Annotated in this window: 19 protein-coding genes; 10 read left to right on the forward strand and 9 right to left on the reverse strand. The window is 70.3% G+C overall.

Going from position 1 to position 21,537, the window contains the following annotated elements; all coding sequences use genetic code 11:
- Nucleotides 1-25: 25 nt before the first annotated feature.
- From ACWDO5_RS10720 to ACWDO5_RS10745, 6 genes are all read right to left on the reverse strand, one after another.
- Complete coding sequence (locus ACWDO5_RS10720; protein WP_450529970.1) at nucleotides 26-1,105, reverse strand: Zn-dependent alcohol dehydrogenase; 1,080 nt, start codon at nucleotides 1,103-1,105, stop codon at nucleotides 26-28.
- Nucleotides 1,106-1,122: 17 nt separating this feature from the next.
- On the reverse strand, nucleotides 1,123-2,517 hold the full coding sequence (locus tag ACWDO5_RS10725) for an aldehyde dehydrogenase family protein (protein ID WP_450529971.1): 1,395 nt from the start codon (nucleotides 2,515-2,517) through the stop codon (nucleotides 1,123-1,125).
- A gap of 94 nt (nucleotides 2,518-2,611) precedes the next feature.
- On the reverse strand, nucleotides 2,612-3,958 hold the full coding sequence (locus ACWDO5_RS10730; protein ID WP_450529972.1) for an ABC transporter ATP-binding protein: 1,347 nt from the start codon (nucleotides 3,956-3,958) through the stop codon (nucleotides 2,612-2,614).
- A 53-nt stretch (nucleotides 3,959-4,011) separates the two neighbouring features.
- Nucleotides 4,012-5,307: an MFS transporter gene (locus ACWDO5_RS10735; protein WP_450529973.1), complete on the reverse strand. Its 1,296-nt coding sequence runs from the start codon at nucleotides 5,305-5,307 to the stop codon at nucleotides 4,012-4,014.
- The gene (locus ACWDO5_RS10740) at nucleotides 5,307-6,716 is read right to left on the reverse strand and encodes a CitMHS family transporter (RefSeq protein WP_450529974.1); all 1,410 of its coding nucleotides are present in this window, start codon (nucleotides 6,714-6,716) and stop codon (nucleotides 5,307-5,309) included. The genes ACWDO5_RS10735 and ACWDO5_RS10740 overlap by 1 nt, the downstream gene beginning before the upstream one ends.
- A 120-nt stretch (nucleotides 6,717-6,836) precedes the next feature.
- Nucleotides 6,837-9,050: a molybdopterin oxidoreductase family protein gene (locus tag ACWDO5_RS10745; RefSeq protein WP_450529975.1), complete on the reverse strand. Its 2,214-nt coding sequence runs from the start codon at nucleotides 9,048-9,050 to the stop codon at nucleotides 6,837-6,839.
- Between the two features lie 318 nt (nucleotides 9,051-9,368).
- On the opposite strand from ACWDO5_RS10745, the gene hmgA reads away from it, so the two are divergent.
- From hmgA to ACWDO5_RS10765, 4 genes are all read left to right on the forward strand, one after another.
- A complete protein-coding gene (gene hmgA / locus ACWDO5_RS10750; RefSeq protein ID WP_450529976.1) occupies nucleotides 9,369-10,712 on the forward strand; it encodes a homogentisate 1,2-dioxygenase in 1,344 nt (447 codons plus the stop codon).
- 13 nt (nucleotides 10,713-10,725) lie between these two features.
- Nucleotides 10,726-11,475: a GntR family transcriptional regulator gene (locus ACWDO5_RS10755; RefSeq protein ID WP_450529977.1), complete on the forward strand. Its 750-nt coding sequence runs from the start codon at nucleotides 10,726-10,728 to the stop codon at nucleotides 11,473-11,475.
- 114 nt (nucleotides 11,476-11,589) lie between these two features.
- Complete coding sequence (locus tag ACWDO5_RS10760; protein WP_450529978.1) at nucleotides 11,590-12,750, forward strand: type ISP restriction/modification enzyme; 1,161 nt, start codon at nucleotides 11,590-11,592, stop codon at nucleotides 12,748-12,750.
- Nucleotides 12,751-12,902: 152 nt separating this feature from the next.
- The gene (locus ACWDO5_RS10765) at nucleotides 12,903-14,096 is read left to right on the forward strand and encodes a CaiB/BaiF CoA transferase family protein (protein WP_450529979.1); all 1,194 of its coding nucleotides are present in this window, start codon (nucleotides 12,903-12,905) and stop codon (nucleotides 14,094-14,096) included.
- Nucleotides 14,097-14,133: 37 nt separating this feature from the next.
- Here ACWDO5_RS10765 and ACWDO5_RS10770 read toward each other — a convergent pair whose 3' ends face one another.
- Nucleotides 14,134-14,397 carry a hypothetical protein gene (locus ACWDO5_RS10770; RefSeq protein ID WP_450529980.1) on the reverse strand — a complete coding sequence of 88 codons (264 nt, stop codon included), beginning with the start codon at nucleotides 14,395-14,397 and terminating at the stop codon, nucleotides 14,134-14,136.
- A 233-nt stretch (nucleotides 14,398-14,630) separates the two neighbouring features.
- On the opposite strand from ACWDO5_RS10770, the gene ACWDO5_RS10775 reads away from it, so the two are divergent.
- Nucleotides 14,631-15,323 (forward strand): hypothetical protein, encoded by a 693-nt coding sequence (locus ACWDO5_RS10775; protein WP_450529981.1) that lies wholly within the window; start codon nucleotides 14,631-14,633, stop codon nucleotides 15,321-15,323.
- Here ACWDO5_RS10775 and ACWDO5_RS10780 read toward each other — a convergent pair.
- On the reverse strand, nucleotides 15,307-16,116 hold the full coding sequence (locus tag ACWDO5_RS10780; protein ID WP_450529982.1) for an SGNH/GDSL hydrolase family protein: 810 nt from the start codon (nucleotides 16,114-16,116) through the stop codon (nucleotides 15,307-15,309). The two genes, ACWDO5_RS10775 and ACWDO5_RS10780, sit on opposite strands and share 17 nt — an antisense overlap.
- A 171-nt stretch (nucleotides 16,117-16,287) precedes the next feature.
- Between ACWDO5_RS10780 and ACWDO5_RS10785 the strand changes: the two genes are divergently transcribed.
- The 5 genes from ACWDO5_RS10785 to ACWDO5_RS10805 all read left to right on the forward strand — a co-directional run bounded on the left by ACWDO5_RS10785 (nucleotide 16,288) and on the right by ACWDO5_RS10805 (nucleotide 21,148).
- Nucleotides 16,288-16,731, forward strand: a complete 444-nt coding sequence (locus tag ACWDO5_RS10785; protein WP_450529983.1) for a hypothetical protein — start codon at nucleotides 16,288-16,290, stop codon at nucleotides 16,729-16,731.
- Nucleotides 16,732-17,088: 357 nt separating this feature from the next.
- Nucleotides 17,089-18,018, forward strand: a complete 930-nt coding sequence (locus ACWDO5_RS10790; protein WP_450529984.1) for a glycosyltransferase family 2 protein — start codon at nucleotides 17,089-17,091, stop codon at nucleotides 18,016-18,018.
- On the forward strand, nucleotides 18,015-19,049 hold the full coding sequence (locus ACWDO5_RS10795; protein ID WP_450529985.1) for a glycosyltransferase family 2 protein: 1,035 nt from the start codon (nucleotides 18,015-18,017) through the stop codon (nucleotides 19,047-19,049). The genes ACWDO5_RS10790 and ACWDO5_RS10795 overlap by 4 nt, the downstream gene beginning before the upstream one ends.
- A 20-nt stretch (nucleotides 19,050-19,069) precedes the next feature.
- On the forward strand, nucleotides 19,070-19,846 hold the full coding sequence (locus tag ACWDO5_RS10800; RefSeq protein ID WP_450530010.1) for a polysaccharide deacetylase family protein: 777 nt from the start codon (nucleotides 19,070-19,072) through the stop codon (nucleotides 19,844-19,846).
- A 207-nt stretch (nucleotides 19,847-20,053) separates the two neighbouring features.
- The gene (locus ACWDO5_RS10805) at nucleotides 20,054-21,148 is read left to right on the forward strand and encodes a DUF5925 domain-containing protein (protein WP_450529986.1); all 1,095 of its coding nucleotides are present in this window, start codon (nucleotides 20,054-20,056) and stop codon (nucleotides 21,146-21,148) included.
- A 13-nt stretch (nucleotides 21,149-21,161) separates the two neighbouring features.
- Here ACWDO5_RS10805 and ACWDO5_RS10810 read toward each other — a convergent pair whose 3' ends face one another.
- Complete coding sequence (locus tag ACWDO5_RS10810) at nucleotides 21,162-21,536, reverse strand: GntR family transcriptional regulator (RefSeq protein WP_450529987.1); 375 nt, start codon at nucleotides 21,534-21,536, stop codon at nucleotides 21,162-21,164.
- Nucleotide 21,537: the final 1 nt, after the last annotated feature.

Consider the following 21,537-nt stretch of genomic DNA (forward strand, 5'->3'; position numbering starts at 1 on the left):
CGCGGGGTCTGGGGTGGAGCCCCCGTCAGAAGACGACCAGCGCCCTGCCGCCCTTGCCCGCGAGCATGTCGTCGAAGGCCGCGGGGATTCCGGCGAGTCCGATCCGCGCGGTCACCAGGCTGCCCAGGTCCAGGCGGCCGGCGCGGATGTGGTCCGCCAGCACCGGCAGGTCACGGGCCGGGTCACTGTTGCCGTACACGCAACCGGAGAGCGTACGGCCCCAGTGGAAGATCTCCAGCGCGTTGAAGGTGACCTGCTGGTCCTTGCCACCGATGCCGACGACCGTTGTGCGGCCGCCGCGGCGGGTGGATTCCCAGGCGGTGCGGATGGTGGCGCCCCGGCCCACGCACTCGATCGCGACGTCCGCGCCCTGGCCGCCGGTGAGGGCCCTGATCTGCTTTGCGGTGGTGTCGGAGGCGACGACGTACTCCGTCGCGCCTGCCTGCCGCGCGAGTTCCTCCTTCTGCGGGGACACATCGACGGCGATGATCGTCGACGCGCCCGCGATCCGGGCGGACTGGAGGGTGGCGAGGCCGACGCCGCCGACGCCGAAGACCACCACCGACTCGTCCGTGCGGACGCGCGCGGAGTGGTGGATCGCGCCGTACCCGGTGAGGACCGCACAGCCGAGCAGCGCGGCGTCGGTGAGCGGGACGCCGTCCGGGACCGGCAGGACGCAGTTCGCGCCGACGACACTCTCCTCGGCGAAGGCCGCGACGTTCAGACCGGGGTGCAGCTCGGCGCCGTCGGCGGTGCGGGCGTAGACGCTTGCCGCGCCCGCCAGCGCGTTGGCGCACAGCCAGACCTCGCCGATCCCACAGTGGTGGCAACTCCCGCAGGAGGGAGCCCAGTTGAGGACCACACCGTCGCCGACGGCGACATGGGTGACGTCCTCGCCGACGGAGAGGACCGTGCCCGCGCCTTCGTGGCCAAGTACGCAGGGCGTCGGTACGCGCATAGTGCCGTTGGACAGGGACAGATCGGAGTGGCAGACCCCGGCGGCGGCGAGGCGCACCCGCACCTGGCCGGGGCCGGGCTCGGGCAGTTCGATGTCGGTGATCTCCAGCGGAGAGCCGACGGCGGGCAGTACGGCGGCACGGACCATGGTACGAAACTCCCGGCTCAGAACTGGAGGGACTTGGTCTGGAGGTACTCGGACAGACCGTGCGGGCCGAGCTCGCGGCCCACCCCCGACTGCTTGTAACCGCCGAACGGGGCGAGGGGGTTGAAGCGGCCGCCGTTGATATCGACCTGTCCGGTGTCCATCCGGCGGGCGAAGGCGGCGGCCTCCGCCTCGTCGGCCGCCCAGACCGCGCCCGCGAGGCCGTAGACCGTGCCGTTGGCGATACGGAGCGCGTCCTCCTCGTCCGCGTACTCGATCATGGAGACGACCGGGCCGAAGATCTCCTCCTGGGCGATGGTCATCTCCACAGTGACATCGGCGAAGACGGTGGGGCTGACGTAGTAGCCCGTCTCGTGCGGGGCGGCGGGGCCACCCGCGACAAGGCGGGCTCCCTCGGCGACGCCCTTCTCGATATAGCCGCGCACGCGCTGCTGCTGCTTGGCGTTGACCAGTGGGCCGACCCGCTCGCCCGGTACGTACTTGGCGACCGCGGCCGCCGCGAGTGCCACCGCCTCCTCGTACTGGTCCTTGTGGACCAGTATCCGGGTCCACGCGCTGCACGTCTGGCCGGAGTTGGACATCACGTTGGCGATGCCGACTTTGACGGCCTTGGCCAGGTCGGCGCTCGGCAGGATGACATTGGCGGACTTGCCGCCGAGTTCCAGGGCGACCCGTTTGACGGCGGCCCCTGCTGTCGCGCCGATCTGCCTGCCGACCGCGGTGGAGCCGGTGAAGGAGACGAGATCCACGTCCTCGTGCGCGGCGAGTGCCTGTCCGGCGACCGGTCCGAGGCCCGTCACCAGGTTGAACACCCCGGCGGGCAGTCCGGCCTCGTCGACGGCCTCGGCGAAGAGCTGCGCGGTCAGCGGGGTGTCCTCGGCGGGCTTGAGGACTACGGTGCAGCCCGCCGCGAGAGCGGGGGCCACCTTGGCGACGATCTGGTGCAGCGGGTAGTTCCAGGGCGTGATGGCACCGACCACGCCGACCGGCTCCAGCAGCACGGTGGAGTTGCCGATCTTCTCCTCGAAGGAGTACGAAGCGGCCAGCTCCGCATACGAGCCGGCGACCAGGACCGGCACACCCGCGTGGACCGTCTGCGACAGAGCCGGCGGCGCGCCGAGCTCGGCTGTGACGGTCTCGGCGATCTCGTCCGCGCGGGCCACAAGCACATCGCGCAGTGCGGCGATCCTGGCCGCGCGCTCGGCCGGCCCGGTGGCGGCCCAGCCGGGGAACGCGGCGCGGGCGGCGCGTACGGCGGCGTCGACGTCCTCGGCCGTGCCGGCCGGGACATGGGCGATGACCTGCTCGTCCGCCGGGTTCACCACGGCGATGGTGTCCGGGCCTGCGGCGGGCCGCCACTGGCCGCCGATGTACATCCCGTCGTGGGCCTTCATCGCACTCCTCCAGAGCCTGCGGTTGTCGTCCGCACCCCAAACTAGCGGTGTTAGTTTTTGGACGCCAGGGGCACCTGGAGCGTAGCCGGGACCCTCAGGCGTCCAGGCCCGGGAGGTCCGCGGGAGCAGGGCAGATCCTGCGGCCGGTGTGGTCGAAGACGTACAGATGCGCGAGGTCGACGAGGAGCGGCACCTGAGCGCCGGTGCGCAGCCTCACATCGGGTCCGGTCCGCACGACCAGATCGCTCGCGGCGACAGCCGGGCGCTCGGGGGCGACGGAACGAGGCCCCGGCTCCGGGTCGTCGAGCGTCACCACGGGCCCCGAGACATGGGCGACCGCGCGCTCCTTGAGCCGGGTCAGGACGCTCGGGCCGCTGCTTCTGCTTCTGCGTCTTCGCACGGACGCCCCCGGCCTGGGCGACTCCAGGTCGGCGACCACGGCGGGCTGCGAGCCGGTGTTGAAGTGCACCAGCGCCTCATGCCCCTGGTACTCCATGTGCTCGACGATCCCGGTCAGGGCGACCTCGCCGGGGCGGGCCTGGCTCGGCGGGGCGATCCGGGCGGCTTCGGAGCGAAGGCCGACGATGATCTGCCGGCCCTGCTGGATGCGGAGCAACTGGTGGTCGGCGCTGAGGGGTTCGGGCAGCGGCAGCCGCTGTTTGCCGAGGTCGATCGACATCCGGCCGTCCAGCGGCGCGTAGACGACGGCCTGCAGCAGATTGATGCGCGGCGTACCGATGAACGCGGCGACGAACACGTTCTCGGGCAGGGCGTACGTATCGCGTGGGGTGCTCACCTGCTGGAGCACCCCACCGCGCATCACGGCGACCCGGTCGCCGAGCGACATCGCCTCGGCCTGGTCGTGCGTGACATAGACAGTGGTCACCCCCAGCTCGGCGGTGAGCTGGGAGATTTCGGCCCGCAGATGGCTGCGCATCTTCGCGTCGAGGTTGGACAGCGGCTCGTCCATCAGGAAGACGGAGGGCTGCCGGGAGATGGCCCGGCCCATCGCGACCCGCTGGCGTTCCCCGCCGGAGAGCTGGCTGGGGTAGCGGTCCAGGACGTCCTCGATGCCGAGCATCCGGGCGGTGGCCTCGACCTGCTGGCCGCGGTCCAGCCGGGAGTTCTCCAGCCGCAGCGGGAAGCCGATGTTCTCGCGGTTGGTCATGCGCGGGTAGAGCGCGAAGTTCTGGAACACCATGGCCATGGCGCGATCGCGGGGCGGGACGTGGTTGGCGTACTCCCCGTCGAGCAGCAACTCCCCCTCGGTGATGTCCTCGAGGCCGGCGATCATGCGCAAAACGGTCGATTTGCCGCAGCCCGAAGGGCCGAGCAGCACCACGAACTCCCCCGGCTCGATGTCGAGCGTGAAACGGTCGACGGCGCGAGCGGTGCGTTCGTACCTCTTACTGACGCTGCGAAGCGAGATGGCGCGACTCATTGGTTCCGCCAGGGGGACGAGGGGGAGCGACTGAGACGTCTGAAACTAGCCCATTACTCCCGGTCAGGGAATGGCTCGCGAGCAGGTTGAGGGCGGGCCTTCTGTGCGGAGCCGTCCACCGCCGACGGGCGTTGTTGCCGCCCGCCGGTCCCCCTGCCGTGAACTCCGGTGTCCGGCGGGCGGGTTGACTGACGTGCGGCCAGCCCGGCCGCCATCAGCAGGAGTACGCCCAGCATGACGAACGGGGCCGCGGTGCCCGCGACGCCCGCGACCAGTCCGGCCGAGGCGGGCGCCGCGACCTGCCCAAGACGATTTCCGGTCAACCTCAGGGCAAGCGCGGTTGAGCGCGCCTCGGCCGGGGCAGCCTGGACGACCGTCGTCATCGACAGCGGCTGCCCGACACCCAGGCAGAAGCCGAGGACGACGAGCATCAGGGCCAGCACCCAGACCGGGACGGACAGGGCGATACCGCCGCAGAGCAGTCCGCCGAGCAGACAGGTCACGGTCATCAGCGCCGTACGGCCCAGCAAGCGGATCATCGGGGTCATCACCAGCCGGCAGGCGATGGTGGCCGCCGCCCGCAGACTCAGCAGCAGTCCGATGGTCGCGGGCGCGATGCCGCGGTGTTCGCCGATCACCGGCAGATACGCGGTGAGGATGTCGGTGGCGGAGAGCACGGCGAGGCTGATGAAGATCCCGCCGGGGACGCCCCGGGTGCGCAGGATGCGCTGTACGGGGACCTTCCGCTGTTTGTCGCGGGCGGCGGGGCCGTCCGTACGGCGTTCTATGCGCCACAGCGAGGTGAAGGAGACGGCGGCGACGGCCGCCGAGACGACAAGGGCCAGTGCGCTCGTACGCCCCATCGCGCCGTCGTGCTCGGAGACGACGAATCCGGCGGCAACCGGTCCGACCAGCTGGCCGAGCGAGGCGCCGATGGTGAAGTGGCCGAAGTTGCGGTCCTGTTCGTCCGGTGCGGACTGCCGGGCGACGATCGACTGGGCACCGATGACGAAGCAGAGATGGCCGAGGCCCATCACTCCGCTCCAGGCCGCCATGGCGAAGAACGAGCCCGCCGTACCGCTGAGGGCACACCCGCCGGAGATCAGGACGACGCCGACGGACAGCAGGGGTGCACACCGCCCGTGGTCCGTCCTGCGCCCCAGCGGTACGGCGGCGAACAGGGGAAGCAGCGCGTACACACCCGCGATCACGCCGATCGCGCGCTCGTCCGCACCCAGGGCCAGCGCCCGGTAGGAGACGGCCGGCCGCGCCATCGACACCGCCCCCTGCGCGAAGCCGAAGGCGATGACGAGACGCAGCAGCCAGCCTCGCGCCGGGGTTATTGGCATCAGATGATGCCGAACAGGATTCCGGCTCCGAGCACCACGAGCGAGGTGAGCGCGGCCCATTTGACGGTGAACCTGGTGTGGTCGCCGAACTCGACCTTGGCCATGCCGACCAGGACGTACACGGCGGGGACGAGCGGGCTCGACATGTGCAGCGCCTGGCCGACGAGGGATGCGCGGGCGATCTCCAGCGGGGAGACGCCATGGGCCGCGCCCGCCTCTGCGAGGACTGGCAGGACGCCGAAGTAGAAGCCGTCGTTCGACATGAAGTAGGTGAGTGGGAGGCTCAGCACACCGGTCACGATAGCCATGTGCGGGCCCATACCCTCGGGGATGGCGCTGACGAGCCAGTCGGCCATGTGCTTGACCATGCCGGTGCCGGTGAGGACGCCGGTGAAGACGGCGGCGGCGAAGACCATGCCGGTGACGTTGAGGACGTTGTCGGCGTGGGCGGCGATCCGGGCCCTCTGGCCGGCGACCTTCGGAAAGTTGACCGTGAGGGCGAGGGCCGCGCCGAGGAGGAAGAGCACCGGAATGGGCAGCCACTCCATGATCATCGCGGCGAGCAGAGCGACGGTCAGCCCGGCGTTGAACCAGTACAGCTTGGGACGCAGCGTGGCACGGTTCGGGTCGAGGCCCTGGAAGCGCGCGTCCTCTTCCTTCTCTGGTGCGCCGGGGGCGTCGCCGGTACCACCGGCAGCTGCCTTGCGCTCCTCGAAACCGCCGCCGCCCGCCTTGACCAGCACGGTCTCGGAGACGGTCGCGGACTCGGTTTCCAGCACCTTGTCGAGCGTGAGCATGCCGAGGCGCCTCCGCTCACGGCGGCCCAGCACGTAGGCGAGGACAAAGACGAAGAGCAGTCCGACGACGAGCGCGGGGATCATGGGGACGAAGATGCCGGCCGCGTCGAGCTTGAGGGCGGTGGCGGCGCGGGCGGTGGGGCCGCCCCAGGGCAGGGTGTTCATGACGCCGTTCGCCGTGGCGGCGACTCCGGTCATCACGACCAGGCTCATCCTGAGGCGCTTGTAGAGCGGATACATCGCCGCGACGGTGATCATGAAGGTGGTGGAGCCGTCGCCGTCCAGCGAGACGATCGCGGCGAGCAGCGCCGTACCGACCACGACGCGCATCGGATCCGCCTTGCAGAAGCGCAGGATGCCGCGGACGATCGGGTCGAACAGCCCCACGTCGATCATCACGCCGAAGTAGACGATCGCGAACATCAGCATCGCCGCGGTGGGGGCGAGCGTGCCGACCCCTTCGATGACGTAGTCGCCGAGGTGCGCGCCCTGTCCTACGAATACGCAGAAGAGGGCGGGGATGAGGACCAGCGCCGCGATCGGCGACATCTTCCTCATCATGATCAGGACCAGGAAGGTCGCAATCATGACGAAGCCGAGGATTGTCAGCATTTGGGACACCTAACGTTCACCCTTGAACTCCCACCGGAGCGGCGGTTCGCATGACGTTAGGTCGCGCCGACAGCCGTTAACAAGATGTTGACGCGTGAGCAATACGAGCAAAACCCCAGGTCATCGCGTTGGTGATAGTTCGACGGGGAAGCCGTTGAGCACGGCGGTGCCGGACAGCGGGTCGAGCCGCGAGCCGTCGAGCAGCTGATTGACGTTGACTCCGGGACGCGCGGCGGCCACCGACATCCGGGTGCCCGGCCGGCTGTGTCCCCAGCCGTGCGGCAGGCTCACCACTCCGGTCCGTACGGCGTCGGTGATCTCCACCGGCGCTTCGAGCTCCCCTCCGTCCGCGGTGATACGGACTTGAGCGCCGTCCTCAAGACCGAGGCGGGCCGCATCGGCCGGGTGGATCTGGAGCGTGCAGCGGTTGGAGCCGCCGCTCAGCGTGGCGACGTTGTGCATCCAGCTGTTGTTGGAGCGCAGATGGCGGCGGCCGACGAGGACGAGGGCGGCGGGCCGCTCCTCGAGGGCGCGCCGCAGCCTCGGCAGATCGGCGGCGATGGGTCCCGGCAAGAGCTCGACACGTCCGCTGCGGGTCTCCAGGACCTGCGGGACTCGGGGCTGCAGCGGGCCGAGGTCGATGCCGTGCGGGTGCTCCAGGAGCTTGTCGAGGGTGAGGTCGTACGGGCCGAGGCGCAGCATCATGTCCAGTCGCCGCTCCGGCCCGCTGCGGCCGGTGAGTTGCGCGGTCAGCTCCTTCACGTCCTGGCCCTTGACCGGGGAGTGCGGATCGGCGACGGCCTTGGTGAGGGTGCGCTCGATGACCATGTCGTCGACGGCGCCCGGCTCCGCGCCGTGCATGCCGCCGACGGCGAGCACCAGACGGGCCTGGATCTCGCACTCGCCGAGGCGGCCCTCCTCCAGAGGGACGGCCGCCGGGCTGTAGCGGGCCTGGTTGTGTACGGCGAAGGCGTTGAAGGCGAAGTCGAAGTGCGCGCTCTGGGAGGGCGGCGGCGGGGGCAGCACCACGTCCGCGTGGCGCGAGGTCTCATTGAGGTACGGATCGACGCTGACCATGAAGTCGAGTCCGGCCAGAGCGTGGTCGAGCCGGTCACCGTCGGGCGCGGAGAGCACCGGGTTGGCGGCGAGCGAGATCACCGCGCGGATCTGTCCGTCCCCGGGGGTGTCGATCTCCTCGGCGAGGGCGGCCATGGGCAGTTCGCTCTTGGCCTCGGGGTGGCCGCCGACCCTGCTGGTCCAGCGGCCGAGGGCGAAGCCCTTGCCGGGGGCGGCGGGGCGGGGTGCGCGGTCGGTGGCGGAGAGCGGAAAGAGCGCGCCGCCGGGGCGGTCGAGGTTGCCGGTGAGCACATTGAGTACGTCGATCAGCCAGTTGGCGAGGGTGCCGTACTCGACGGTGCTGCTGCCGACGCGTCCGTACACGGCGGCGGTGGGCGCGGCGGCGAGCTCGCGGGCGATCGTACGGATCTCCCCGGCGTCCATGTCGCAGGCGGCGGCGGCCGCCTCAGGTGTGAACTCCCGTACCGCTTCGGCGACTTCAGCCACTCCCTCGACATGCGCTTCGAGCGCTCCGAGGTCGGTGAGCTTCTCCTCGAAGAGGGTCTGGGCGATGGCGGCGAGCAGCAGGGCGTCGGCGCCGGGCCGGATGGCGATGTGCCGGTCGGCGAGCTGCGCCGTGCGGGTGCGGCGCGGGTCGACGACGGTCAGCGTGCCGCCGCGCCGGCGCAGCGCCTTGAGCTTGCCCGGGAAGTCGGCCGCGGTGCACAGGCTGCCGTTGGAGTCGAAGGGGTTGGCGCCGAGGAGCAGCAGATGGTCGGTGCGATCCAGGTCAGGGACGGGGATGGCGACGGGGTCACCGAAGAGCAGCCCGCTGGAGACATGCTTGGGCATCTGGTCCAGGGTGCTGGCGGTGAAGAGATTGCGGGTGCGCAGCAGGGAGAGCAGTACGGGCGGGTAGAGCGCTCCGGCCATGGTGTGGACGTTCGGATTGCCGAGTACGACGCCCACGGCATTTGGTCCGTACTCCTCGATCAGCGGCCTGATCCGCGCCGCGACCACGTCGAAGGCCTCGTCCCAGCCGGCCTCCTGGAGCTCGCTGTTCCTGCGTACGAGGGGCGTGCGCAGCCGGTCGGGGTCGGCGTCGAGCTCCCCGAAGGACGCGCCCTTGGGGCAGATGAAGCCCTTGCTGAAGATGTCGTCGCGATTACCGCGGGCGCCGGTGACGCGGGTGCCCTCGATGATGAGGGTCAGTCCGCAGGTGGCCTCGCAGAGGGGACAGATGCGCAGTGCGGTACGGGTGGCAGCTGTGTGGGACATGGGCCCTCCCCGGGGCGACGGCGGTGACGCGCGGTTCAGGGCCGAGCATACCGACCGGTATGCACGTAGGGGAGGGGGTGCGGGCGGTGCGAGCCGCTCGGCGCTGCACTGTTGCACTGTTGCACTGCTGCACTGTTGCACTGTTGCACTGCTGCACTGTTGCACTGCTGCACTGCTGCACTGCCGCACTGCTGCACGGGCGTACGCCGGAGACGGGCTGGGGACACGCCGTCCATCAGGCCGCCCCGTTGCCGTTGACGGAGCGGTCCCGCAATCCTACGGTTGCCCATAGGAATACTTCGGCACCGGGAGCGGACGATGAGCGGCATCGAGCAGGCGCGGAAGACCGCCGAAAGCCTTGGGCACTCGCCCGGCTTCGGCAATGGACACAGCTCGGAGGCCGTCCCGGGCGCACTTCCGCACGGGCGCAACTCACCGCAGCGGGCACCGCTCGGGCTGTACGCGGAACAGCTGAGCGGCAGCGCGTTCACTGAGCCGCGCGCCCACAACCGCCGCTCCTGGCTGTACCGGATCCGCCCGTCGGCCGCCCATCCGCCGTTCGTCCGCATCGGCAACGGCGGCGTACGCAGCGCGCCCTTCACCGAGTCCGTCCCCGACCCCAATCGGCTCCGCTGGAACCCGCTGCCGGAGCCCGCGCCCGGCACGGACTGGCTGGCCGGTCTGTGGACGCTCGGCGGCAACGGCGACGCGACCCAGCGCACCGGCATGGCGGTGCACCTGTATCACGCCAACTCCGCCATGACGGACCGGGTGTTCAGCGACTCCGACGGCGAGCTGCTGATCGTGCCCGAGCGCGGCGGCCTGCTGCTCCGTACGGAACTCGGGCTGCTCGCCGCCCGGCCCGGCGAGGTCGCGCTGATCCCTCGCGGGGTCCGTTTCCGGGTCGAGCTGCTGGACACTGTGTCTGATGGCGGGCAGAGCCCGACCGCGCGCGGCTACGTCTGCGAGAACTACGGTCAGCCCTTCCAGCTGCCCGACCTCGGACCGATCGGCGCGAACGGCCTCGCCAACGCCCGGGACTTCCTCGCGCCGGTCGCCGCGTACGAGGACGTGGAGGGCCCGGTCGAGGTCGTCAACAAGTTCTGCGGGAACCTCTGGGCCGCGACGTACGACCACTCACCGCTCGATGTCGTCGCCTGGCACGGCAATCATGTTCCGTACGTCTACGACCTGCGCCGCTTCAATGTGATCGGGACGATCTCGTACGACCACCCGGATCCGTCGATCTTCACCGTGCTGACGTCGCCGACCGACACCCCGGGCCTGGCCGGGGTCGACTTCGTCGTCTTCGCGCCGCGCTGGCTGGTCGGCGAGAACACTTTCCGGCCGCCGTACTTCCACCGCAATGTGATGAGCGAGTACATGGGCCTGATCGAGGGCGCTTACGACGCCAAGGCCGAGGGCTTCGTGCCCGGCGGCGGTTCGCTGCACAACATGATGTCCGCGCACGGCCCCGACCGGGAGACCTTCGACCGCGCGAGCGCCGCAGAGCTGAAGCCGCAGAAGATCGACGACGGTCTTGCGTTCATGTTCGAGACGCGCTGGCCGGTGACGGCGACCTCACAGGCGGCGAACGCGGACCATCTGCAGAAGGGCTACGACGACGTGTGGCAGGGTCTTGAGCGCCACTTCCGGTCGTAGTACGGAGTTCCCCGTGAGCGCCTTTGCCCCCGACTCGCTGGTCCTGAACCGCAAGCTGCCGCTGTGGTACCAGGTCTCGCAGTCGCTGCGCGCCTCCATACTGGGCCGAGCGCCCGAGGCGTCGCTGCGGCTGCCGACCGAGGAGCAGCTCGCCGCGCACTACGGCGTCAGCGTGCTGACCATGCGCCAGGCCCTCAAGGAGCTGGAGGAGGAGGGCCTGATCAGCCGGCACCGGCGGCGCGGCACCTTCATCGAGCCGGGGGCGCGGCGGGGCACGCCGAGGCGGCTGCTGGGCTCGATCGACGCGATCGTGGCCCAGCAATCGGGCGAGCGGACGACGATCCTGGGGCACGGGCCCGAGCCGGTGCCGGGCGATCTCGCGGAGTACTTCCCTGACGTGGCCGAGCTCGTGACGTACCGGCGGCTGCGCTGCGACGGCGAGAGCGGTGAGCCGACGAACTGGGCGGAGAACGCGGTGCACCCGGATGTGGCGGCGGGGCTGGACGTCGCGGATCTGGAGCGCTGGCCGATGACGAAGGTGCTGCGGGATTCGCTGGGGGTGCGGATCAGCAGGATCACGGACACGGTGGAGGCGCGGCTGGCGGACCCACCGACGGCGGAACTGCTGAAGGTGCCGTTGCTGAGCCCGATCCTGCATTACACAGGGGTGACGTACGACGAGGGCGGGCGGGTGGTGGATGTGGCGCGGATTCGGTACCGGGGGGACCGGTTCGCGTTCTCGGTGACGGTCGACGCGGAGTGACCGTCCGGTCGGGGGTGCGGGTCTCGGGGTGCGGGTCTCGGGGTGCGGGTCTCGGGGTGCGGGGCTCGCGGTGGGCCCGGGACAGGCCCCCGGGCCCCCGGTTAGCATTTCGGCATGCCGATGCTGGACGAGCTCATGCCGTGGGGCGTACCCCCATTGCGGCTGGGGCGGGCGTGGGTGATGGCCCCGGACGCGGGCTCTCTCAAAGCCCGGTGGGATGCTCTTGTGCGCGTTGAGGGCGCCGAGCGCGATGCCTTGTTCGGGTGCACTCGGGCCCGTACGCCGCGCAGTGCCGTTGCCCAGTTGCCCGGGCAGACCAGCGGGACGGGCAGGTTCGTCCGGGAGAACGGGCGGAGTCCCGCGCCGGTGCGGGTGCTGCACGGGGCCTTCGACGGGCAGTGGATGATTCCCGACCACCGGCTCATCGACTCGGCCCGGCCCGAGTTGTGGCGGGTCTGCGATGAGCGGCAGGTGTTTGTCGTCGAGCAAGGGTGGGTGGCCGACGCGTCGGGGCCTGCCGTGGTCGTCTCCGCCCTGTTGCCGGACGGGCGCTCGCCCGCGGGAAGACCCGGGCGGATTCGGCCCCTCTACCGGCGGCCCGGTGGCGTCGAGCCCAATCTCGCGCCCGGGCTGCTGTCCGCGCTGGGGAGCCGGTACGGGCGCGAGGTTGACACCGACGACGTCATTGCCTGGATCGTCGCGGCCGCCGAGGCGTCGGCAGCCGGATGCGTGGTGCCGCTGCCCGCCGACCCCCACGTGTGGGTGAACGGTGTGGAGTTGGGGCGGCGGATGATGGAGGTCCAGCTGCGCGGGGCCCGGGGCGGCGAGCGGCCCCGGCTGCCCGGGGGTCGGCGGCCGTATGTGCGGGCCGCCGTGCCCGCGCGGCCCGACGCCATCGCGTACGACGCCGAGGAGGAGGTGCTCAGCCTCGGGACCGGCCGGATCTCACCCGTGCCCGCGGACGCCTGGAACTTCGAGGTCGGTGGCGTACGCGTGCTGGAGCTCTGGTTCGAGAGCCGTACCGCCGAGGCCGAGCCCGGGACGCTGGAGGCGATCCGGCCCCCGGTGTGGCCGCAGGAGTGGACCTCCGAGCTGCTGGAGCTGATCACCGTGCTGGCATTGCTGTGTCAACTCCGGCTGCAGAAGCATGAGTTGAAGGGGATGGAGATCACCGAGCTCCCGGGTGTTCTGCCGCCGGCCGACGTGACTCGGCGGCCCGCCTCCGTACTCGACCATCATGAGGAAGGGCCGGAGGGCCAGTTCGCCCTGCTGTGAGGGGCGAAGGAATCGAGGACCCGGCCGGCTTGCGGTCGAAGAACTCGTCCGGGTCCACGGCATCCGCACCCTCGCCGCACGCCCTTTCGCACAGAACGGCTGGTAACGGTCCGGAGGTGACAAAGGTGGTACGCACACGGTAGGTACGGCTCATGAGCCACCCTCTCCCCCTCGACGGGATCACGGTCGTCGCCGTCGAACAGGCCGTCTCGGCGCCCTTCGCCACGCGCCAGCTCGCCGATCTCGGCGCCCGCGTCATCAAGATCGAGCGCCCTGACGGCGGCGACTTCGCGCGCGGCTACGACACCGCGGCCCGCGGGCTCGCCTCGCATTTCGTCTGGTGCAACCGCGGCAAGGAGTCCATCGCCGTCGATCTCAAGGACCCGCGCGGCCTGGAGATCGTGCGTCGAGTCGTTGCGGACGCCGATGTGTTCGTGCAGAATCTCGCGCAGGGCGCGGCCGCCCGGTTAGGTCTGGACGCGGCCACTCTGTGCGCCGCGCACCCGCGGTTGATCGCCGTGGACATCTCCGGATACGGCGCGGAGGGGCCGTACGCCCACAAGCGCGCGTACGACATGCTCGTGCAGTGCGAAGCCGGCCTCGTATCGGTGACCGGGACCGCGGAGCAGCCCGTCAAGGCGGGCATTCCGGCGGCCGACATCGCGGCGGCGATGTACGCCTTCTCGGGGGTGCTGGCGGCGCTGCTGCGGCGCGGGACCACGGGCGTCGGCGGCCCCGTGGAGGTTTCGATGCTGGACTCGCTGGCGGAGTGGATGGGGCATCCGCTGCACTACGGGATGCATGGAGGTGAGGCCCCGGCGCGCACCGGGGTCGCGCACGCCGTCATCTCGCCGTACGACGCCTACGCGACGGCGGACGGCGGGCAGGTTCTGCTGTCGGTGCAGAACGACCGGGAGTGGCGGCGGCTGGCCGACCAGGTGCTCGGCCGGCCCGAGTTGGGGAGCGTTCCGGTCTTCGCGACCAATACGGCCCGTACGGCGAACCGGGAGAAGACCGACGCGGTGGTGGCCGAGGCGCTGGCCTGCCTCGACACACGGGAGGCCATCGACCGGCTGGAGGCGGCTGGCATCGCGTGCGCCCGGCTCAACAGCGTGACGGATGTGGCCGGGCATCCTCAGCTCGCTGCGCGGGACCGGTGGCGGGAGGTGGACTCACCGGTCGGGCCGCTGCGGACGCTACTGCCGCCGATCACCCTGCCGGGCGGGCCGGAGGCGCGGATGGGCGCGGTTCCCGCACTCGGCGAGCACACCGATGCGCTGCTGAAGGCCCTGGGGATGACGGATGAGGGAACAGCGGCGCTACGCCGGGACGGTGTGGTCGCCTGAGCGCGTTCGCGTACGAGAAGGGGGTCCTGGGGGTCGGTCAGCCGCGGCTGCCGAACAGTGAGCGACGCAGCCGCCGCAGCGGCGCGAAGAGCGAGACACGCGCGCTCTTGCTCTTGCGGGTGTGCGCGACATCGCGTGAGGTGAGCTCGCGCATCAGCGACGTCGCCTCGGCCGTCTCACCCTGCGGGACGGCAGGTCCGCCGAGCACCGAGAGATGGCGGTCGAGACGCGTGCTGGTCGCACTGCTCCCACACGTGATCGCAGGCACTCGCGGCCTGCTGCGCACCGTTATCTGTTCCATGTCACTCCCCACCCGTACGAGGGCACCCGGCCCGGGCAGGTTAACCCTATCGCCCCGCCATCACACTCGTGTATACCGGCCGCAGGATTCACCACACCCATACGTGAGTTGACGACTACTCACCGAATCCATCCGATTCCAGGGCGAGTTGGACAGCACGTCAGGAAAAACCGCCCGGTCCGGCCACCACGGCCACGACCGGTGTGCCGCCTGACCGCGCGCGGCGGGCAGCGATGGTGCTGGTCGCCGGGGTGGCCGTGCTGCTGCTCGCGGTCGGCGGACTGGCCTGGGCGCTCGTCAACAAGGGCAAGGACCAGGGCGGCCTGGACGACAACGGCGGCGGCACGGTCCCCGCGACGGGAAGTTCGAGCGCGAGCCCGGGCAGCACGGCGACCGCCCCGGGCGCACAGACGGACGGCGGCACGATCGGCGGGGGCAACGACGGGGGCAATGGCGGTACGGTCACGCCGCCGCAGACCGTGAAGGTGTACGCCGAGACCGTGCACGGCAGTTACTCGGGCACCTGCCCGCCACCGGAAGCGGAGGCTCCGGCGTTCCGGGCGACGATCACGGTCGGCCGCACCCCTGCGGCTGTCGACTACCGCTGGGCGACCAAGAGCGGTGAGAGCTCCGGCTCCGGCTGGAAGACGCTGCACTTCGCGGCCGGCGGCTCGAAGCAGAAGCAGGTCAGCCACACCGAGCTGACGTACAAGGCGAACGAGACACACCACGACCGGATCCGGGTGAAGGTCCAAAGCCCGGTCGAGGTGCGCTCGAACTGGATCGACTTCTCGGTCACCTGCGAGCAGGAGCCGCCCCCGACGGACGAGAGCTCCTACACGCCGGACATACCGAACACACCGAACACACCGAGCGCCGCGAACACTGCGAGCGCGGCGAACACCGTGTTCAGGCGTGCGAGGTGAAGACGGGCAGGTAGCCGCCGGACTGTCCGGAGGCGGTGGGGTGATAGGACTCGCCGATGTTGAGCCAGTTGACGCTGTGCAGCCAGGCCGACCCGGAGCAGATCTCGTGTCCGGTGAAGGCGGGGGTGACATCCGCGAAGTCGTAGCCGTGGTTGGCCGCGCGCTTCGCGGTGGCGGCGTTGAGGTAGTCGGCCGCGCCGTTGATCGCGGACCGTTCGTTCTCGGTCAGCCCGGCGACGCAGCTGCCGCTGAGCTTGTAGAAGCGTGGGTAGCCGAGGACGACGACCTGGGCCGCCGGAGCCTTGGATCTGATGGCCGAGTACACGGAGTCGAGCTGGCCGGGCAGGGTCGAATCGACGTAGCTCTTCGCCTGGTTGACGCGGTTGATGCAGGTGGACTCGGAATACATGACGCAGGTCGTCATGACGTCGGCGAAGCCCGCGTCATTGCCTCCGACAGTGATGGATACGAGGTCGGTCGCGGAACTGAGGGGGCCGAGCTGACCGGCCGTGACATCACCCGTACGAGCGCCCGAGCAAGCTGTGAACGCGAACGACGAGGGTGAATGCGAAGCCGCCCAGAGCCTGGGGAAGGCGCGGGTGCTGCGCTTGCAGTTGCCGCTGCCGCTGTCGTAGCTGCCGGCCCCGACGCCCGATGAGTACGAGTCGCCGAGGGCCACATAGTCCAGTGCCAGCGCGGTGTCCGAGGCCTGTGCCTGGCCGGCTCCGGTGAGAGCGAGGACGGCGCCGAGGAGAAGTGAGGATGATAATGCCGCGATTCGGGACAGTTTCATGGAACCTCCCTTTAGCAGGATCTCTGCCACAACTTTCGTAGCAGGCCCCACACTTCACCGGAAGTGTCCATGCCAAGAAGATTCGGCGAGAGGATCTGGCTTCTTGACGGGGCGTCGCCGACTGCCCAGCATTGAGACCCGGAAACCGGCAACTTGGGGGCAAAGTCGGTCATGCGGACGACCAGAAACAAGCCGTCAGCAGTCCGGACGGACCTACTGCCGGCTCTCGCGGGCGTCGCGTCCGCCATCTCGGCGGCCGGAGTCGCGCTGGCACTCACCGGCGCCCAGTCGCCGCTGCGCGCGCCGTTCATCCTCTTCTTCCTGTTCGCGGGGCCGGCCGGGGGCCTGGCCGCCGTACTTCACCGGCTGGATCCGGCCGTGCGTGCCGCCACGGCCGCGACCGGCGCGGTGGCCACTGATCTGCTCATCGCCCAATCCCTGTCGTCACCACGGGTCCTGACGGCCAATGGCGGGATTACGGCAGTCGCCGCGATCACCGCTCTTCTCTTCCTCTGGGCGCTGGGACGGCGTATCCGGAATGCGGAACGCATCGATCCGGAAGACCGGTTGATGAAAGGGATCAAGAGAATCCGATCGGGACGGTTCCGTATCTGACCACCGAATCGGTATGAAAAAAGTGAAAAAGTGAGTCCCCGGTCCAGGTCTTGCCATACAGTCCTAATCATCAATACCGTCGTACATCCACCCGCAACGGTCCATCATGCAAAGCGGCTTCAGGGGAGGGCTCAGGCGTCGCGATGGATCCCGAGCGGGGCGCGGTAGGGGGGTGCCGTGCTCGGTTTCGCGCTCAATCCGAGCCGTACACCGCGCGGCCAGTTTTGCCAGCTCATCCACCAAGTACGGAGTGCTATGCCGTCATGGCCGGGGTGAGAAGAACCCCCCTTTCAAACCGGACACTCATCCGGACTGCCCGGGGGCGGGCAGTCCACCGGTGGAGAGGGAATCAGACTCATGAGCTCAGTCCTGCACCCGGCCGCTCCGGGGCAAGATCCGTTCATTGCACCGTCGCACCATGGCAACACCGCCGAATCAACCGCGGATTCAGTCAGACAGTCCGCGGCCGCCCATTCAGCAGGCGTCGGACCGGAAGCACAGGGAGCCGGCCGAATAGCCACCGCGTACCGGCCGATCTCCTCACACCTTGCGATCACTCCGCCGGTGAGCGTCGTGATCCCCGCCATGAATGAGGCGGAGAATCTTCCATACGTCTTCAAGACCCTGCCCGACTGGATTCATGAAGTCGTCCTGGTCGACGGGAATTCCAGCGACAACACCGTGCAGGTCGCCCGCGAACTGTGGCCGGACGTCAAGGTCGTCAAGCAGGTCGGCAAGGGCAAGGGGGATGCCCTCATCAGCGGATTCGCCGCCTGCACCGGCGACATCATCGTGATGGTCGACGCGGACGGCTCGGCGGACGGCCAGGAGATCGTCTCGTACGTCTCGGCACTCGTCTCGGGCGCCGACTTCGCCAAGGGCTCCCGCTTCGCCAACGGCGGCGGCACCGACGACATGACCCCGATCCGCAAGCTCGGCAACTGGGTCCTGTGCACCGTCGTCAACGCCAAGTTCGGGGCCCGCTACACCGACCTCTGCTACGGCTACAACGCCTCCTGGAAGCACTGCCTGGACAGGATCAGCCTGGACTGCACCGGCTTCGAGATCGAGACCCTGATGAACATCAGGGTGGTCAAGGCCGGACTGCGGGTGCAGGAGGTCCCCAGCCACGAGTACCTCCGCATCCACGGCGTCAGCAACCTCAGAGCCGTACGGGACGGGCTGCGGGTCCTGAGAGTGATCCTCAAGGAGAAGGGCGTGAGCAAAGCCGCGCGTCGCCGTCCGGCGGCGCTGAGCATCGGGATCCCACGGGGAGGGGCGTCTTGAGCGACCGGCGCTTCTCCGTGGTGATCTGTGCCTATACGGAGGACCGCTGGGAGGACATCCTCGCGGCCGTCGACTCCGTACGGCGGCAGTCACTGCCGGCCCTGGAGACGCTGCTCGTGGTCGACCACAATCCGGCGCTGCTCGACCGGCTCGCCAAGGAGTACAAGGAGTACGGCGAGCAGAGTGAGAGCGTGGCGGACGGGGAGAAGGTGCGGGTGCTCGCGAATGCGGGCCCCCGCGGCCTCTCCGCGGGCCGCAACACCGGAATCGCGGCGGCCCGCGGCGAGTTCGTGGCCTTCCTCGACGACGACGCGGTGGCCGAACGCGACTGGCTGCGGTACTTCGCCGAGGGGTACGACGACAGGCGGGTGATGGCCGTCGGGGGGCGGACCATGGCCGCCTGGGTGTCCGGGCGCAGGCCCGTCTGGTTCCCCGAGGAGTTCGACTGGGTCGTCGGCTGTACGTACCGCGGCCTGCCGCGCGGCAGGGTGCGCGTGCGCAATGTGCTGGGCGGCAACGCGTCGTTCCGGCGCAGCGCGTTCGAGGCGTCGGGCGGCTTCGCCACGGGGATCGGGCGCGACGGCGACAAACGGCCGCTGGGCTGCGAGGAGACCGAGCTGTGCATCCGGCTCGCCAAGGCGCTGCCCGACGCCGTGCTCATGATCGACGACCGCGCGGTGATCCACCACAAGGTCCCGGCCGCGCGGGAACGGTTCGGGTACTTCCGCACCCGGTCGTATGCCGAGGGCCTGTCCAAGGCGCTCGTGGCCCGGAGTGTGGGCGCGGACAAGGGCCTCGAGTCGGAGCGCCGCTACACCACCCGGGTGCTCCCGGCAGGAGTCGTACGCGGGCTGCGCGACGCGGTGCTTGGCCGCCCCGGCGGCGCGGGGCGGGCGGGCGCGATCGTCACCGGGCTGGCTGCGGCGGCGGGAGGCTATGTGGTGGGGAGCGTGCGGGCGCGTGGGGGCGGCGCGACGTTCTCGTCAGGACCGATCGCGGCCGCGCCGGGCACAGGAGGTACGTCCGGGTGAGCCGGCCTGTCCCCATCCTGATGTATCACGCGGTCGGACACCGGCCGGCCGAGGCCACGTACGGACTGTCCGTCTCACCCGACGCCTTCGCCGAGCAGATGGAGCTGCTCGGCGAGCGCGGGTTCACTCCCCTCACCACCGCACAGCTGGGCGACGCCTGGCGGGCGGGCGGACGGCCGTTGCCACGGCGGCCGGTGCTGATCACATTCGACGACGGCTACGAGGGCGTGCACCGGCACGCTCTCCCCGTCCTCGCCAAGCACGGCTTCGCGTCGACACTCTTCGTCTCCACCGGCTGGCTGCGCGGGGCGCACGACGAGGGCGGCGCGCTCGACACCATGCTCGACTGGGACCAGGTGCGTGAACTGGCCGCCGCGGGCACGGAGATCGGCGGGCACACGCACACCCATCCGCAGCTCGACCAGCTCGACGACGACCGGCTTCAGTACGAGACGCTCCGCTGCCGGGACATCATCGCGGACGAACTGGGCGCTCTGCCGTTCTCCTTCGCGTACCCGTACGGCTACTCCAGCCGCCGGGTGCGGCGTACGGTCCGGGCGGCGGGCTTCGCACAGTCGCTCGCCGTGGGGAACGCTCTCGCCCTGCCCCGGCAGGGGCCGTACGCCCTTCAGCGGGTGACTGTGCGGCGCGCCACCGGCATCGAGGAGTTCGAGCGGCTGGTCGAAGGCCTCTCGATCGCGCGGAACTTCGCCAAGGACCGTGCGCTCACCAAGGGTTACGCCATGGTGCGCCGGGTACGCCGGGCCGCCGGGCTGATCCGCCGGGGCGGGGGTTGACGGGGGAGCCGGTCGCGGGCCGGCACCGAGCACGGGACCCGGCGAAGGATCGGCGGCCGGCGCGGGAACCAGCAGCGGGCCGGCTGCCCGCGGGAGAACCGGTCGGCGGCCGGTCTATTGGTGCGGAAACCCGCCGCCGTTCCGGGCCTGGCGCGTCACCGGTCAAAACACCGTGCGCGCGGCGTCCCCGTGCCGGATCATGGGCGCATGTCTGCCAAGCCTCAGGACGCTCTGCCGATCCGGCTCAACGTCGACGACAGCGATTCACCTTCGGACGTCGTCGACGCGCTGTTTCTCGGCCGTTTCGCGACGGGCGAGCAGCCGTACTCCCACAGCTCCACCATCGACCGCGTCAAACCGGGGGCCACGCTGCTGCCGCCGGCGGCTTCCGTGCTGCGCTCCACGCGCGACGACGACCGCAGCGCCATACTCGCCGAGGGCGAGGGCTGGACGCTGCTCGTCTCCCGCTGGAACCGCGGCGCGGACGTCACGGTCACCGCCGTCACCTCCGAGCTCGCCGAGAAGGTCCTGGGGCAGGCGACGGACGGCGCCCACGACGAGCCGGAACCGCAGCCGGAGAACGTCACCATGGGCTTTTGGTACGTGTCGCCGCGGCGCGGTCCGCATCGCACCACCCGCCAGATCGCCGCGGGGACCTGGGAGGAGGTCCGGCCCAACTACACGGCGCCGGTGGCCGATGCGATGGACCGGCTGATGAAGGTGACGCCGGACGACATCGCGGGCCGGCTGCTCCTGCTGCACGGCCCGCCCGGCACCGGAAAGACCTCGGCGCTGCGCACGCTGGCCCGCTCCTGGCGGGACTGGTGCCAGGTCGACTGCGTACTGGACCCGGAGCGGCTGTTCAACGACGTCGGCTATCTGATGGACATCGCGATCGGCGAGGAAGAGGGCACGTCGAAGGGCCGCTGGCGGCTGCTGCTGCTGGAGGACTGCGACGAGCTGATCCGCGGCGAGGCCAAGCACACGGCGGGCCAGGCGCTGTCCCGGCTGCTCAACCTCACGGACGGCCTGCTGGGCCAGGGCCGCAACGTCCTGGTGGGCGTGACGACCAACGAGGATCTGGAACGCCTCCACCCGGCGGTGGTCCGCCCGGGCCGCTGCCTGGCCCGCATCGAGGTGGGCGCGCTGACCCGCAATGAGGCGGTGAACTGGCTCGGCACGGAGGAGGGCGTGGGCCGCGAGGGCGCGACACTGGCGGAGCTGTACGCCCTGCGCCGCGGCACCACCCCGGCGTCGGTGCCGACGCAGAACGACGGGGCGGATGCGGGGCTGTACCTGTAGACCCGCCGCCCCCTCACTTCCCGTACGCCGCTCGCAGCGCGTCATCCACCGCCGACTGCGCGTCCGCGCGGGTCAGGCCCAGGCGGTGGACCTGTTCCGCAAAGGCTGCCGCCGCCGCGGCTGCCTCGCGGGCCGCGGCATCACCCGCCGCCGCGACGAAGGTGCCGTTGCGACCGCGCGTCTCGATCACCCCGTCCGACTCCAGCGCGCGGTACGCCTTGGCCACCGTGTTGGCCGCGAGCCCCAGCTCCTCGGCGAGCCCGCGTACAGTCGGCAGCTTGTAGCCGACGGGCAGCCGGCCCGAGCGCGCCTGCATCGAGATCTGGGCGCGCAGCTGTTCGTACGGCGCGGTCGCCGAGTCCGTGTCAATGACGATCTTCAAGGTCACG

It is taken from the genome of Streptomyces sp. NPDC000880 (assembly GCF_053599675.1).